Here is a 15,160-nt window from a genome sequence, read left to right as displayed (position 1 = left end):
GAGAGGGGACTGATTGGGGGATATTGGAGAACTGCGCCGACGTGATCGATCTTTACCGAATCCATAATCGACTCGGTCATTCAGGTCGATGTACAACGCCAGACACCTCGGTCGGCCCCCTCTCCCTCTGGGAGAGGGCTGGGGTGAGGGGAAAGGTTCAACGCAAAAACGCCTGCCGATACTCCCCCGGCGTCCCGCCCAACACCTGCTTGAACCGATTAGTGAAATGACTGGCGCTGGCAAACCCGCACGCCAGCGCAATCTCACCCAACGGCAACGCCGTCCCGCGCAACAACTCCCGTGCCCGGCTCAAGCGCCGCGCCAGCACATACTGATGCGGCGGCAGGCCGAAACTGGTGCGAAACATCCGCGCAAAGTGGTATTCCGACAGCGCACACAATCCGGCCAATTGACCCAGGCTGATCGGCTCGGCCAACTGGTTGTCGATGAACTCCACCAGTTGCCGACGCTGGTGTGGTGCCAGTCCGCCCTTCAATCGCAAACCCTGACGCGCGCCGACCTGACTGAGCAAGGTGTGGCTGATCAATTCATGGGCGAGGCTGCTGGTCAGCAAGCGTTCAGCAGGCTCGTCCCAATTCAGCGTCAGCAACTGCCGGAAGCGTTGCGCCTGTTGCGGATCTTCGAGAAAGGTCTGCTCGCGCAACTGCATCTCGCGGGGTTCGCGATCGAGCAGCGTGACGCAACCGAGGGCGAATTGTTCGGCGCTGAAATACAGGTGCGCCAGGCGGATATCGCCGTTGATCACCCAGCCCGATTGGTGATCCGCCGGCAGAATGCACAGCTTGTCCGGGCCACCTTTTTGACCGGGTTGATCGCGACGGAATGTGCCGGTGCCACCGGCGATGTAGCAGGACAGCGTGTGGTGGCTCGGCGCTTCATAATCCTGCGCATCGTGGTGGTTGGTCCACAAAGCGGCAGACAAGCCGTCACCGAGCTCGGCGCTGTGCACCAGGCGTGCGTTCGGCGAGCTGTTCAACGCTTGAAAGACTTGCAGGGTATCGATGGCGGCCATGGTCGGTTCTCTTCAACGCCTTGCATCCTACTCCGTAGACACCGCGCTGCCAGCCTGCCGCCAGACAAAAGCGCAAGAATCTGCAAGCGCACAAACCAGATCCGGGCAGACACTCAAGGCCTATCGAGGAGTGTGTGCCATGAACCTGTCGTTGTATTTGCTGACCGTGCTGATCTGGGGCACCACCTGGATTGCCCTGAAATGGCAGCTTGGCGTGGTGGCGATTCCGGTGTCGATCGTCTATCGCTTCGGGCTCGCCGCGCTGGTGCTGTTTGCGTTGTTGCTGCTCAGCCGACGGCTGCAACCGATGAACCGCCGTGGGCATTTGATCTGCGTGGCTCAGGGCTTGTGCCTGTTTTGCGTCAACTTCATGTGTTTCCTGACCGCCAGTCAGTGGATCCCCAGCGGTCTGGTCGCGGTGGTGTTTTCCACCGCGACGCTGTGGAACGCGCTGAATGCGCGGGTGTTCTTTGGCCAGCGCATCGCGCGCAATGTGCTGATGGGCGGTGCGCTGGGGCTGTTCGGCCTGGGCATGTTGTTCTGGCCGGAACTGGCCGGGCATCACGCCAGCCCACAAACCTTGCTGGGACTCGGCCTGGCCTTGTGCGGCACCTTGTGTTTCTCGGCGGGCAACATGCTCTCGAGTCTGCAGCAGAAGGCCGGTCTCAAACCGCTGACTACCAACGCTTGGGGCATGGCCTATGGCGCGGCGATGTTGTCGGTGTGGTGCCTGGTCAAAGGCATTCCATTCGACATGGACTGGAGCCCGCGTTACGTCGGTGCGCTGCTGTATCTGGTGATCCCCGGTTCCGTCATTGGTTTCACCGCGTATCTGACGCTGGTCGGGCGCATGGGGCCGGAGCGTGCGGCTTACTGCACGGTGCTTTTTCCGGTGGTGGCGCTCAACGTTTCGGCGTTTGCTGAAGGTTACCAATGGACAGCGCCGGCGCTGGTCGGTCTGGTGTTAGTGATGCTGGGCAATGTGCTGGTGTTTCGTAAACCGAAAGCAGTGGTGCCGCCAGTACAGGGAAAGTTGGCTTGAAATAAACGAGCGCTGAACGTCAGCGCTCGACTTTCAAGGTGATGTAAATCATCACCGGGAAGATGAAATCAACGATATGTCGCGCCCAGTCCTTGGCATTCCATGATTGCGAAGTGTCCATGTCGAACCATTCCACACCCACGGTTTGCAAGCACACGTAATATATGAAGATGGCCGCGAGTATGCCCATGATCGAGAACTTCTTTGCCTCATGGAATACCTCGGCAGGGGCATTGATATGGCGCAACAACTGATAGGTACCCATCAGGCATAGCACGGTATAGGTGACTTCCAAAGTAATGATGAACCAGTAAATCCGGTGATGAATCATCGGCGACTCGATGGCCCGATACTTGATGGTTTCGCTGGCAGTGGTGGTGTCCATGCTCAGGATATGGGCCACGTAAGTGTAGTTTGAATCATAGTCGGTGAAGTTGTGGATCATCACCAACAGGCCAAAGAAGCTGATGTAGGCCATCAATATAACTTTGCTGTAACGGATAAGTTTGTCGGTGGTCAGGGTGTTCAAGGTTTTGGCTCTCCATAGCGCTTGTCGATTATTCGGCAGCCAGGCAGAGCTTATAACGCTGTTGTTTGAATTGGTTTGTTGTTCAATTTCAAGTTGTGTATGGCAATAACTAACGGGCAAGTGCGATGTTGCACTTGCCCGTATTTTTTTATCCGCGCCAGACTTGCGGGTTGACCAGATCCTGCGGACGTTCGCCGAGCAAGGCGCTGCGCAGATTGGCCAGTGCACGATTGGCCATGGCTTCGCGGGTTTCATTCGTCGCCGAGCCGATGTGCGGCAGGGTCACGGCGTTACTCAACTGGAACAGCGGCGATTCGGCCAGCGGTTCTTTTTCGTAAACGTCGAGGCCGGCACCACGAATGCGCTTGTTCTGCAGGGCTTCGATCAGGGCCGGTTCATCGACGACCGGGCCACGGGAGATGTTCACCAGAATGGCGTCGGGTTTCATCAGCGCCAGTTCGCGATGGCTGATCAGGTGGCGGGTCTTGTCGCTGAGAGGCACCACCAGGCAGACGAAATCGGCTTCGGCGAGCAGTTGATCGAGGCTGCGAAATTGCGCGCCGAGTTCCTGCTCCAGTTCAGTCTTGCGGCTGTTGCCGCTGTAGATGATTGGCATGTTGAAGCCGAAGCGGCCACGGCGGGCGACAGCGGCGCCGATGTTGCCCATGCCGACGATGCCGAGGGTTTTGCCGTGGACGTCACAGCCGAACAGTGGTGCGCCGACGCTGGCTTGCCATTGGCCGGCCTTGGTCCAGGCGTCGAGTTCGGCGACGCGGCGGGCGCTGCTCATGATCAGGGCGAAGGCGAGGTCGGCGGTGCTTTCGGTGAGTACGTCCGGGGTGTTGGTGAGCATGATCCCGCGTTCGTTGAAGTAGTCGAGGTCGTAGTTGTCGTAGCCGACGGAGACGCTTGAGACCACCTCCAGTTTGGCGGCGTTTTCCAGTTGTGCGCGGCCGAGTTTGCGGCCGACGCCGATGAGGCCGTGGGCGTGGGGCAGGGCTTCATTGAATTGGGCGTTGATGTCGCCGTTTTTTGGGTTGGGGACGATGACGTCGAATTCTTGTTGCAGGCGTTCGATCATGGGTGGGGTGATGCGGCTGAAGGCCAGGACAGTCTTTTTCATCGTTTTTGGCTCTTGTTCGGGCTTGATACTAAGCACGCTAACATTTCTGGCTTGGGGTTGTCTTGGCGGCCTCTGGGCCGACCGGGCTTTGGGTGGTTTTGTGTGTATATCCGTTTTTTGGGTAATGGCGGCTTAGGGTTCCGCCCTTACGGCGGGTCACCTTTTCCAAACGCCGAAAAGGTAACCCAAAAGGCTTGCTCCTACGTGCGGCCCGCTCGCTGGGGCTCGGGGTTCCTTCGCTGCGGGATCGATCCGGGCGCAGCGTCTACGGTTTGCTTCGCTGCACCTCCTCTCGCTGTGTTTGGCTTCGCCAAACGGTCGCTGCGCTCCCACGCCCGGATCAATCCCTCCACTCAGCCTTCCGATGTCGCCCGTGGATCAAGATCAAAAGCAGGCGAGCTGGCACTCGGCCTATTGAGTGGTGAAGAGCGTGGGTGTTCGGCTTTTGATTTGCGTTGTTGCTGCCCCTCATCGGAACGCCGCCCGCCCAGCCCTCTCCCGAGGGAGAGGGAGCCGATTTGTGAGTTTTTCAAAGTCTGAGTTCAACTCGGTATCGCACGTCGGCGTAGCTTTTCCAAACACCGCGTTCAGTCCCCTCTCCCTCCGGGAGAGGGCTAGGGTGAGGGGCTTTTGATCTGATTCAGAACCTGAGTTCGACTCGGTATTTCAAGTCGGCGTAACTCTCCCAAACACCACGATCAGTCCCCTCTCCCTACGGGCGGTCCGACGTTTCGGGAGGGTTAGGGTGAGGGGTTTTTAGTTGTGTGCCGGAGATTTCGGGATTTCGTGGTTATCCAGCACGCGGTTCACGGCCAGTTCGGCGAGCATGATGATCTGCTGAATCGCCAGAATCGTCCGTCGCTGCGGCAGGTCGATGTAGGCGGCGATGTCGCTGGTCATGAGGCTGGCCTGGGCCAGTGATTCGCAGGCGTGGACCAGCAGGCTTTCGCTGTCCTGATCGGGGGCGACCTGGAACATGGTGCTGGGTTTGTGGAAGCGCAGGGTGAGGGCGTTGGGTTTGAGGTAGTGGTCGAGGGCGCGTTCGGCGGCTTCGTGGAATTTCTTTGAACCAGGGAATTCGTAGGGGGTGGTGTCTTCGGTTTCAGGTGGATTGGGCGTTGGTTTGAACATGGTGAAACTCCATTCGGGATGTGGAGTTCGTCACGCACTGCGACCAAGCAGTAGGGTGGCGAACTGTACGTGGGTTGGTCGACCAGGGAATGGAAACCCGGCAGGGCCAAAGCCCTCCCTCGCACAGTTCGCCATTAAGCAAGCTGAAAAAGTGCGCCATTCTAAACCCGGACGACCAAGTCCGGTCGCTGATTCGTCAGCGACACCCAAATCCTAGCCAGCGCACTTCCGACGGACAACCTGCAAAACCTGTCGGAAACATCCGCGAAATCGCCGTTTCTGTAGGCTCAGGCGTAGGCTGCGATCTGTTGGTTTTTAAACAACAAGATCAAAAGATCGCAGCCTGCGGCAGCTCCTACAGGTTTCGTGGTGTGTTGAAAATCAGTTGGCGACGCGCGCGCCGGCGAGGCTGCCGCTGAGTTCGTAGGCGGCCAATTCCGCCTGATGCGCCGCGAGAATTTCCGGCAACGACCCGCGCAAATACTCAACCCACGTTTTGATCTTCGCATCCAGATATTGCCGCGACGGGTAGATCGCATACAGGTTCAGCTCTTGCGAGCGGTAGTTCGGCATGACCCGCACCAATGTGCCGTTGCGCAAGCCTTCGATCGCCGCATACACCGGCAACACGCCCACGCCCATGCCACTGGTGATCGCGGTTTTCATCGCGTCGGCGGAGTTCACCAGAAACGGCGAGCTGTTGATGGTGACCATTTCCTGGCCTTCCGGGCCGTCGAAGGCCCATTTTTCCAGGGGGATCACCGGGCTGACCAGGCGCAGGCAGGCGTGGTTGAGCAGGTCGCTGGGCTTTTGCGCGGCGCCGTTGGCTTTCACGTAGGCCGGCGAGGCGCAGACGATGCTGTAGGTGATGCCCAAGCGTTGCGAAACAAAACCCGAATCCGGCAGTTCGCTGGCGAGCACGATGGACACGTCGTAGCCCTCGTCGAGCAGGTCCGGCACGCGGTTGGCCAGGGTCAGGTCGAAGGTCACGTCCGGGTGGGTTTTGCGGTAGCGGGCGATGGCGTCGATGACGAAGTGCTGGCCGATGCCGGTCATGGTGTGCACTTTCAACTGCCCGGCCGGGCGCGCATGGGCGTCGCTGGCTTCGGCTTCGGCTTCTTCGACGTAGGCGAGGATCTGTTCGCAGCGCAGCAGGTAGCGCTTGCCCGCTTCGGTGAGGGCAATGCGTCGCGTGGTGCGGTTGAGCAAACGGGTTTGCAGGTGGGCTTCCAGGTTGGAGACCGCGCGCGAGACGTTGGCGGTGGTGGTGTCGAGTTGCACGGCGGCGGCGGTGAAGCTGCCGGCTTCGGCCACGCAACTGAAGGCGCGCATGTTTTGCAAAGTGTCCATGGGGTGCTCTCAAGGGAGATGGCAAATTGTGACACGAAGTTTCAGGGGCGAGACCCCCGACCAAGGGATTATCTCGTTAACCGTAACAAAGATTCACAGAAATCCCAGCTTATCGCCGTACGGGGCCTTCCATAGAATTGCGCCGATCTCTGTAGGAGCTGCCGAAGGCTGCGATCTTTTGATTTTGTTTTAAGGGAATCAAGATCAAAAGATCGCAGCCTGCGGCAGCTCCAACACGGGTTCTCGATCTACCCCTCTCTCAGGAATTCGCAGCTGTGCCGCGTCGCATCAACAGAGCGCTTTTGCCGCTCAGTGTTCTGGCTTTTACCCTGGGTCTTGGCGGCTGCATCTCAACGGACGGAATTGCTCCACAAGGCATGGCAATCGAGGCCAATACACTGGCCACCGACGATGCCATCGCCCACGCCGCCCGTGACGCCAACTGGCCCACCGCGCAATGGTGGCAAGCCTACGGCGACCCGCAACTCAATCGCTGGATCGACCTCGCCGTGCAAGGCAGCCCGACCATGGCCATGGCTGCTGCGCGAGTACGTCAAGCCAAAGCCATGGCCGGTGTCGCCGAATCCGCCGAGTCATTGCAGATCAATGGCGAGTCGACCCTCAAACGCCACAACTGGCCGACCGATCAGTTCTACGGCCCGGGCGATCTGGCCAACACCACCACCTGGGACAACAACGCCGCATTGGGTTTCAGCTACGCCCTCGACCTCTGGGGTCGCGAAAGCAATGCCAGTGAACGCGCGGTGGATCTGGCGCACATGAGCGCCGCCGAGGCGCGGCTGGCGCAGCTTGAATTGCAGAACAACATCGTTCGCGCCTACATCGAACTGTCATTGCATTACGCGCAGCGCGACATCGTCGCCGCAACGCTCAAGCAGCAACAGCAGATTCTCGATCTGGCGCAGAAGCGCTTGAACGGCGGGATCGGCACGCACTTCGAAGTCAGCCAGGCGGAAACGCCACTGCCGGAAACCCATCGTCAGCTCGATGCGCTGGATGAAGAAATCGCCCTGAGTCGCAACCAGATCGCCGCGCTCGCCGGCAAAGGTCCGGGGGCGGGCGCACAGTTGCAGCGCCCGACATTGTCCCTCGGTGCTGCGCTGAAACTGCCATCGGCATTGCCCGCCGAATTGCTCGGCCAGCGGCCCGATGTGGTCGCCAGTCGCTGGCAAGTGGCGGCGCAGGCGCGCGGTATCGATGTGGCGCATGCCGGGTTTTACCCCAACGTCGATCTGGTCGGCAGCCTCGGCTACATGGCTACCGGCGGGGGCGCGCTGGAGTTTTTGACCGGCAAGAAACTCAACTACAACGTCGGCCCGGCGATCTCGCTGCCGATCTTCGACGGTGGCCGTTTGCGCTCAGAGCTGGGTGAAGCCTCCGCCGGTTATGACATCGCCGTGGCGCATTACAACCAGACGCTGGTGAATGCACTGAAGAACATTTCCGACCAGTTGATTCGCCGCGAGTCGATGGACAAGCAACAAGGCTTTGCCGCCGAGTCGGTAGCGACGGCGCAGAAGACTTACGACATCGCGATGATCGCTTATCAGCGCGGCCTCACCGATTACCTCAACGTGCTCAATGCGCAGACGTTGCTGTTCAAGCAGCAGCAGGTGCAGCAGCAGGTGCAAGCGGCGCGGTTGAGTGCGCATGCCGAACTGGTGACGGCGTTGGGTGGTGGACTGGGGGCAGGCAACGATGTGCCGACCGCCGAGAAAACCCAGGCACCGAAAACCCCGGTTCTCCTGCGTTGAACACACAACCCATTGTAGGAGTGAGCCTGCTCGCGATAGCGGCGTATCAGTCGACAGAAATGTTGAATATGAAATCGCCATCGCGAGCAGGCTCACTCCTACAGGGACCGCGTTTTACCTGAATGTTCTTGAGTACAAAAATGACTTCCTTGCCCGCACCTCTGCGCTGGCTCTACGCCCTGGAATGGCGCCGTGGTTTCTTCGACTGGGCGCGCAGCGATGGCGTGACCTGGGTTTACATCTTCAAGGTGTTGATCGCCGCATTCCTCACGCTGTGGCTGGCCATGCGCCTGGAATTGCCACAACCGCGCACGGCGATGATCACCGTGTTCATCGTCATGCAGCCGCAAAGCGGTCAGGTGTTTGCCAAAAGTTTCTATCGCTTCCTCGGTACGTTGGCCGGGTCGGCGATGATGGTCACGTTGATCGCATTGTTTGCGCAAAACACCGAGCTGTTCCTCGGCTCGCTGGCGATCTGGGTCGGTATCTGCTCGGCCGGTGCCGCACGTTGCCGCAACTTCCGCGCCTACGGTTTTGTCCTCGCCGGCTACACCGCAGCGATGGTCGGATTACCCGCGTTGGCGCACCCGGACGGCGCGTTCATGGCCGCGGTTTGGCGGGTGCTGGAGATCTCGCTGGGGATTCTCTGCTCAACCCTGATCAGCGCCGCGATCCTGCCGCAAACCGCCAGCGCGGCCATGCGCAACGCTTTGTATCAGCGCTTTGGTGTGTTCGCGCTGTTCGTCACCGATGGTCTGCGCGGGCGCAGCAAAGCCGAGTCTTTCGAGGCGAGCAACGTGCGCTTTATCGCCGAAGCCGTGGGCCTCGAAGGGCTGCGCAGCGTGACTGTGTTCGAAGACCCGCACATGCGTCGGCGCAACGGTCGCCTGAGCCGTTTGAACAGCGAATTCATGGGCATCACCACGCGCTTCAACGCGCTGCATCAGTTGCTTGAACGCTTGCGCGGCAATGGCGAAGAACATGTGGTTGCCGCGATCAGACCGGGTTTGCAGGATCTCGCCGAAGTGCTCGACGGCTTCAGCGGTCGTGCTCTGACCAGCCCCGACGCCGCCCGTTTGGCGACAGCGCTGGCGACCTACAAGGAGGGGCTGCCGGCACGGGTTCGAAGCTTGCGAGCAATTTTCCAGGAAACCGATCCAAGCGACGCCGAACAACTGGATTTCCACACTGCGTACGAACTGCTTTATCGCTTCGTCGACGACCTGCACAGTTATGCACAGACCCACGCGTCATTGGCCGATCACCGCCACGAACGCGAGCGCTGGGACGAGCCATTCACCCCGCAAACCAACTGGTGGGCGGCAGCGGCTTCGGGGATTCGCGCCTCGTTCATCCTCATCGTGCTGGGCAGTTATTGGGTCGCGACCGCTTGGCCAAGTGGCGCGACGATGACCCTGATCGCTGCGGCCACCGTGGGCCTCTCGGCGGCCACGCCGAACCCGAAACGCATGGCTTTTCAAATGGCGTGCGGTACGTTTCTCGGCGCGCTGATCGGCTTCATCGAGATGTTTTTCATCTTCCCGTGGATCGACGGTTTTCCGCTGTTGTGCGTGATGCTCGCGCCGGTGATCGTGCTCGGTTCGTTCCTCACGTCGCGCCCGCAATACGCCGGTGTCGGCCTAGGTTTACTGATCTTCTTCAGCACCGGTTCGGTGCCGGACAACCTGACCATTTACAACCCGTACACCTTCATCAACGACTACATCGCCATGGTCATGGGCATGCTGGTCTGCGCCGCTGCCGGCGCAATTATCCTGCCGCCGAACAGCCGCTGGTTGTGGAAACGGCTGGAGCAGGATCTGCGTGGCCAAGTGGTTTACGCGATCAGCGGCAAGCTCAAAGGCCTGGCGTCGAGTTTCGAGAGTCGCACCCGTGATTTGCTGCACCAGGCTTACGGTCTCGCGGCCGGGCAGCCGAAGGTGCAGAAGAACCTGCTGCGCTGGATGTTCGTGGTCCTGGAAGTCGGCCACGCAATCATCGAGTTGCGCAAGGAACAGGCGATTCTGCCGGTGCACCCGGCCTATGCCGAATCGCAACCGTGGCGCCAGGCGATCCGCGTGATGGGGCGCGCGCTGGTGCGGCTGTTCCTGCAACCGAACGCCAGCAATCTCGAACGCGCACTGGTCGCGGTCGACCATGCGATCAGCCGTGTCGCTGCCACCGATGAACCGTTCGCGCCGCACTTCGATACTTCGGCGTTGCGGCGGGTGAAAAGCTATCTGCACTTCATCCGCACTTCGCTGCTCGACCCGCAATCTCCACTCGCTGCCTACGCCATCGCCAAGCCCGAAGGACTTGCCCATGCCTCGTGAAATCGCCTTCCACGGCGTGTACATGCCGACCATGACCTTGATGTTTTTCATCGCTGCGGCACTGGCCTGGGCGGTGGACCGCTTCTTGTCGGGGTTCGATCTGTACCGTTTTTTCTGGCACCCGGCGCTGCTGCGTCTGAGTCTGTTTACCTGTCTGTTCGGCGCCATGGCGCTGACTGTCTACCGTTGAGAACGTCCCGATGAAAAAGTTTTTCAGCCTGCTCGCGACCCTGTTGGTGCTGGCCCTGGCGCTGTGGATCGGCCGCACGTTGTGGGAGCACTACATGAACACGCCGTGGACCCGCGACGGTCGCGTGCGTGCCGACATCATCAATGTCGCCGCCGACGTTACCGGTGAAGTGATTGATGTGCCGGTGCGCGACAACCAGTTAGTGAAGAAGGGCGATCTGCTCATGCAGATCGACCCCGAGCACTACCGCATCGCGGTGAAGCAGGCGCAGTCGCTGGTCGCCTCGCGCAAGTCGACGTGGGAGATGCGCAAGGTCAACGCCCATCGCCGCGCCGACCTCGACAACCTGGTGATCTCCAAGGAAAACCGCGACGACGCCAGCAACATCGCCGACGCCGCCCTGGCCGATTACCAACACGCTCAGGCGCAACTGGAAGCCGCCGAACTCAACCTCAAACGCACCGAAGTACGCGCGGCGGTCGACGGTTATGTGACCAACCTCAATGTGCATCGCGGCGACTACGCGCGCATCGGCGAGGCGAAAATGGCCGTGGTCGACATGAACTCGTTCTGGGTCTACGGCTTCTTCGAAGAGACCAAACTGCCCCACGTCAAAGTGGGTGACAAGGCCGACATGCAGTTGATGAGCGGCGAAGTCTTGAAGGGCCACGTGGAGAGCATCTCGCGCGGCATTTATGACCGCGACAACCCGGAAAGCCGCGAGCTGATTGCCGATGTGAATCCGACTTTCAACTGGGTGCGGTTGGCGCAACGGGTGCCGGTGCGGATTCATATTGATGAAGTGCCGGAAGGTGTTCTTTTGGCGGCGGGGATTACTTGCACGGTAGTGGTGAATCAGAGCACGGTGGATAACTGACAGACCGTGTCGTCTGCATCGCGAGCAGGCTCACTCCTACACTGGATCTGTGTCACACCGGAGATCCCCTGTAGGAGTGAGCCTGCTCGCGATAAGGACAACCCGGTGTATCAGACCAATACCGTAAGCACTCACTCAGCGCAAAACGTCTCCTGCAAATGCAGCCAGAACACCCGCCCGGTTTCGAGTTTTTCAAACACCACGGTCGAACGCCGATCCGTGTGCACACCGCTCGCATCGCTCTGCTGTTCGCGGTAACTCACGGTCGCGCCGCGCTGATGCAAGGCAATCACACGTAACTCACTGAGCTGGATTCTGAAACCTTTCTTCTGCCCGCCTGCGCCTCGGAACAGCAGGTGCAAGGCATCGACATCCAGGGCTCGGCCCAACGGCGTCACCATGGAAAAGCGTGGCGAAAAACGCGCCAGCAAGCGCTGCAGCGCGGCGTCATCTTCTTCTACGGCAAACCATCGTTCGATGGCTTCGTGCGCCTGGATCACTTCGTCCAGGTAGGGCGTGGCGTCGTTCATGCAATTTTTTCCTCAAGGGCAGTCGGGTTCAATAGCGCCAGCACGTGGGTCGAGTCGAAACGCAGGACGGCGACCATCGGCAACAGCGTGAGCAGCGCAGCAGTGATAAAACAGGCTTGGAAACCCACACCGCCCAAGGCGCCCAGCAGTGAACCGAGTAGCGCCGCCGCGAGGCAGAAACCGAGTTGGCGATTGATGTTCCACAGGGCACTGGAGTGACCCATTTTTTCTGGCGCGATGCCAACAAAGGCCAAGGTCTGCGCGGTGACGCTGCACAGGCTACCGCCCAGCCCCATCAGGGCATAGGCGATGATCAGCGGCGTGCTGGCGGGTTGTTCGCTGCGCATCAGCAAAACGATGCCCAGGCATTGCACGAGCATGCCGGCGCTGAGCAATGGCTTGGGGCCGATGCGGTTGAAGCTGCGCTTGCCAAGCATGATCGCCACCCCCGAGCCGACTGCCCACGGCAACATCAGCGCGCCGGTTTGTGCCGCGCCGACACCGAGGTTGTGCAGGTACAACACTGCAATCATGTGGGTGCCGGTGAACACCCCCGGCACGCACAGGTAGATCAGCATCGCCAGGCGCAGCGACGGGTGCTTGATCAGTTGCAGGTCGAGAATCGCGCCGGGTTTGCGCCAGCCATCGCGCAGGTAAATGCACAGGGTCAGAAGGCTCAGCAGCAGGCCAGCGATGCCGAGGTTACGGGTGTCGGCGTCGCTCAACAGACTGATGGCGATCAACAGTAAACTGAGCGCCGAGGCTGCCAGCAGCAGGCCGCGCGCGTCCAGCGTCGGGCGTTCAGTCAACGGTTGATCGGCTTTCAACCAGAGCAGGCCAAGCCCAAGTGCGAGCAGCGTCACCGGCAGATTCAGGTAAAAAATCCAGCGCCAGGACAACGTCTGAACAATCAAGCCACCGGCCGCCGGCGACAGTGCTGGCACCAGCAGCGCCACCAGCAACACCACTCCGGTGAAGTGCGCGCGTTGCGTCGCCGGGAACTGTCGATACGCCAAGGCCTGGCCCACCGGCAGCAGCAGTCCGCCACCGAGGCCTTGCAGCAGTCGCCAGGCAATCAGGCTTTCAATCGATCCCGCTTGTGCCACCAGTGCCGAACCCACACCGAACAGCAGCAGCGAGGCGAGGATCAAGCGCCGCTCTCCGATCCGGGTCGCCAGCCACACGCTCAGCGGAATGATCAGCGTGAGGCCCAACATGTAGGCGTTGCTGATCCACGCCAGTTGCGTGACCGAGGCGTGCAGTTGTTGCGCGATGTCGGGGTAGGCGATGCTGGCGACGAACATGTTCAGCAAGTCGAGCGCGAAGCCCAACAAATACACCAGCGCGACTTTCGAGCGATAAGCCATGGCAGCTTCCCTGTGATGAGACGTGCAGGGTAGGGCGCTTCTGGTCATAGGAAAACGCTGGTTTGGCTGCTAGTTTGTCAAAATTATTTTGACAAGTGGTGCCTTGGATATGGTCAGTCTGGATCGGTTTGACACCTTCAAAGCGGTGGTCGAGGCGGGATCACTCACGGCTGCTGCCGACACATTGGGGCAAACGCGTGCCGTGGTCAGTTTCAATCTCAAGCGCCTGGAGGAGGAGCTGGGCGTGACCTTGCTCACCCGCAATACGCGGCAACTGGCGCTGACCGATGCCGGTGAGCGCTTTTATCGACGCTGTTTGCGCACGCTGGATGAGGCGCGGCTGGCGATCGAAGAGGCGCGTTCGGAGCACGCACAACTCAAGGGCACATTGCGCATCACCACGACTGTCGAATTTGCCCTGGCCCAGGTGGTGCCGGCGCTGGAAGTGTTTCGCCAGCAGCAACCGCAACTGAATATTCATTTGTCCACATCATCGACCCATGCCGACCTGATTTCCGAGCGGTTTGACCTGGCGATTCGTCTGGGGCGCATGCACGACTCCAATCTGCGCGCGGTGCAGTTATCGACGTTCGAGGTATTTGCAGTGGCGGCGCCGGGGTTGGTCGAACGCTTTGCGCCGGTGGCCACGCTGGCCACGCTGGAGTCGATGCCGACGTTAGGGCATGGGCGGGTGCCGGAAATGACCGTGAGCGATCCGGCCGGCGTGGAGCATTTCTATCAGCCTAAACCGGGGACCACCGCGATTGTTGCGGATAACTCGGCAACGCTGCGGGCCTTTGCATTGACTGGGCAGGGTGTGGCGATACTGCCGCAATGGTTGATTCAGGACGATCTCGATGCCGGGCGTTTGCAGCGTTTGCTGGTGGATTACCGGTTTGCGCAGCAGGGGGTGTATGCGCTGTACCCGGACACCCGGCATTTGCCGCTGAAAGTGCGGGCGTTCATTGATTTCATGAAAGGCTGGGGATGAGTGTTGGCTGATCTGGCCTCCGCGAGCCTGCTCGCGAAAGCGTCAACCCGGTCTCAGAGCTTTGCGCGCAACCCGAACCGCTTCATCAATGTCGACTCCAGCAACCCTTTAGGCAGCAACGCCGCCAACAACGGCAACGCCCGGCTGCCATTACCAATGCGGATCAACCGCGGCGGTTTGCTCTGCTGCACAGCCTTCAACAGTTCAGCGGCAAACTCACTGGCCGGGGTCGGCTTGTCCTGCGACGCCTTGGCCCGCGCGCGAATGCCCTCACGCAGTGGAAACCACGGCGATTGTTCATTGATCAACTGTTCGGCTTCATGCCCGGCGTTCTTGGCAAAACTCGACTGGATTGCCCCCGGTTGAACCTCCATGACGCGAATGCCGAATGGTGCCAGTTCCATGCGCAAGGCATCGCTCAAAGCATGCACTGCCGCTTTCGAGGCGCAGTACGCACCGGCGAACGGTGTGACCAGAACCCCTGAAACACTGCCGATATTCACCACCAGCCCCTTGGCCCGGCGCAGCACCGGGAACAGCGCGCGGGTGACGCCGACAATCGAAAACACGTTGGTTTCGAACTGGCGCTGCATGGCCGTCACACCGCCATCGAGCAGCGGTCCCATAGCGCCATAGCCGGCGTTGTTGATCAGCACATCGAGGCCGCCGTGTTGCTGGTTGATCCGCTCGGCGAGTTGTTCCAGCGCCGCATTGTCATTGACGTCGAGTTGCACGGCGGTGAACCCGGCTGACGCCAGCACCGCCACGTCTTCAGTCCTGCGCGCACTGGCCCAGACTTCGTATCCGGCGGTTTTGAACGCATCGGCGAGGGCGCGGCCGATGCCGCTGGAACAACCGGTAATCAACGCAACGGGCATGGCGCATTCCT

At 60.3% G+C, this 15,160-nt stretch carries 14 protein-coding genes; 6 read left to right on the top strand and 8 right to left on the bottom strand.

What is annotated here, in order from left to right; translation table 11 throughout:
* Positions 1–157: 157 nt before the first annotated feature.
* A complete protein-coding gene (locus H8F23_RS02815) occupies positions 158–1,033 on the bottom strand; it encodes an AraC family transcriptional regulator (RefSeq protein WP_194933360.1) in 876 nt (291 codons plus the stop codon).
* Between the two features lie 139 nt (positions 1,034–1,172).
* On the opposite strand from H8F23_RS02815, the gene H8F23_RS02810 reads away from it, so the two are divergent.
* Entirely contained in the window at positions 1,173–2,075 is a 903-nt protein-coding gene (locus tag H8F23_RS02810) for a DMT family transporter (RefSeq protein WP_194933358.1), read from the top strand.
* 19 nt (positions 2,076–2,094) lie between these two features.
* Here H8F23_RS02810 and H8F23_RS02805 read toward each other — a convergent pair whose 3' ends face one another.
* The 4 genes from H8F23_RS02805 to H8F23_RS02790 all read right to left on the bottom strand — a co-directional run bounded on the left by H8F23_RS02805 (position 2,095) and on the right by H8F23_RS02790 (position 6,208).
* A complete protein-coding gene (locus H8F23_RS02805) occupies positions 2,095–2,604 on the bottom strand; it encodes a DUF2165 family protein (RefSeq protein WP_093436210.1) in 510 nt (169 codons plus the stop codon).
* Positions 2,605–2,752: 148 nt separating this feature from the next.
* Complete coding sequence (locus H8F23_RS02800; protein WP_194933356.1) at positions 2,753–3,727, bottom strand: 2-hydroxyacid dehydrogenase; 975 nt, start codon at positions 3,725–3,727, stop codon at positions 2,753–2,755.
* 756 nt (positions 3,728–4,483) lie between these two features.
* Entirely contained in the window at positions 4,484–4,858 is a 375-nt protein-coding gene (locus H8F23_RS02795; RefSeq protein WP_194933355.1) for a DUF6124 family protein, read from the bottom strand.
* Positions 4,859–5,239: 381 nt separating this feature from the next.
* Positions 5,240–6,208 (bottom strand): LysR family transcriptional regulator, encoded by a 969-nt coding sequence (locus tag H8F23_RS02790; protein ID WP_007914118.1) that lies wholly within the window; start codon positions 6,206–6,208, stop codon positions 5,240–5,242.
* 275 nt (positions 6,209–6,483) lie between these two features.
* On the opposite strand from H8F23_RS02790, the gene H8F23_RS02785 reads away from it, so the two are divergent.
* The 4 genes from H8F23_RS02785 (at position 6,484) to H8F23_RS02770 (ending at position 11,383) form a co-directional block, all read left to right on the top strand.
* Complete coding sequence (locus H8F23_RS02785) at positions 6,484–7,983, top strand: efflux transporter outer membrane subunit (RefSeq protein ID WP_194933354.1); 1,500 nt, start codon at positions 6,484–6,486, stop codon at positions 7,981–7,983.
* Positions 7,984–8,123: 140 nt separating this feature from the next.
* The gene (locus H8F23_RS02780; RefSeq protein ID WP_194933353.1) at positions 8,124–10,316 is read left to right on the top strand and encodes an FUSC family protein; all 2,193 of its coding nucleotides are present in this window, start codon (positions 8,124–8,126) and stop codon (positions 10,314–10,316) included.
* Positions 10,306–10,506, top strand: a complete 201-nt coding sequence (locus H8F23_RS02775; protein ID WP_007914106.1) for a DUF1656 domain-containing protein — start codon at positions 10,306–10,308, stop codon at positions 10,504–10,506. The genes H8F23_RS02780 and H8F23_RS02775 overlap by 11 nt, the downstream gene beginning before the upstream one ends.
* 10 nt (positions 10,507–10,516) lie before the next feature.
* Positions 10,517–11,383 (top strand): efflux RND transporter periplasmic adaptor subunit, encoded by an 867-nt coding sequence (locus H8F23_RS02770; RefSeq protein WP_134174716.1) that lies wholly within the window; start codon positions 10,517–10,519, stop codon positions 11,381–11,383.
* Between the two features lie 131 nt (positions 11,384–11,514).
* Here the strand turns inward: H8F23_RS02770 and H8F23_RS02765 are convergent, their stop codons facing one another.
* On the bottom strand, positions 11,515–11,913 hold the full coding sequence (locus H8F23_RS02765) for a DUF4440 domain-containing protein (RefSeq protein ID WP_194933352.1): 399 nt from the start codon (positions 11,911–11,913) through the stop codon (positions 11,515–11,517).
* Positions 11,910–13,280, bottom strand: a complete 1,371-nt coding sequence (locus H8F23_RS02760) for an MFS transporter (RefSeq protein ID WP_194933351.1) — start codon at positions 13,278–13,280, stop codon at positions 11,910–11,912. Before H8F23_RS02760 ends, H8F23_RS02765 begins: the two co-directional genes overlap by 4 nt.
* 109 nt (positions 13,281–13,389) lie before the next feature.
* Here H8F23_RS02760 and H8F23_RS02755 point away from each other — a divergent pair, with 109 nt between their 5' ends.
* Positions 13,390–14,271, top strand: a complete 882-nt coding sequence (locus H8F23_RS02755) for a LysR family transcriptional regulator (protein ID WP_194933349.1) — start codon at positions 13,390–13,392, stop codon at positions 14,269–14,271.
* Between the two features lie 53 nt (positions 14,272–14,324).
* On the opposite strand, the gene H8F23_RS02750 is transcribed toward H8F23_RS02755, so the two are convergent.
* Entirely contained in the window at positions 14,325–15,149 is an 825-nt protein-coding gene (locus H8F23_RS02750) for an SDR family oxidoreductase (RefSeq protein ID WP_194933348.1), read from the bottom strand.
* Positions 15,150–15,160 lie beyond the last annotated feature (11 nt).

The organism is Pseudomonas neuropathica, from assembly GCF_015461835.1.
Lineage (GTDB): Bacteria > Pseudomonadota > Gammaproteobacteria > Pseudomonadales > Pseudomonadaceae > Aquipseudomonas > Aquipseudomonas neuropathica.
Note: the sequence above shows the minus strand (reverse complement) of the source record. Positions and strands in the feature narration are given on the sequence as shown.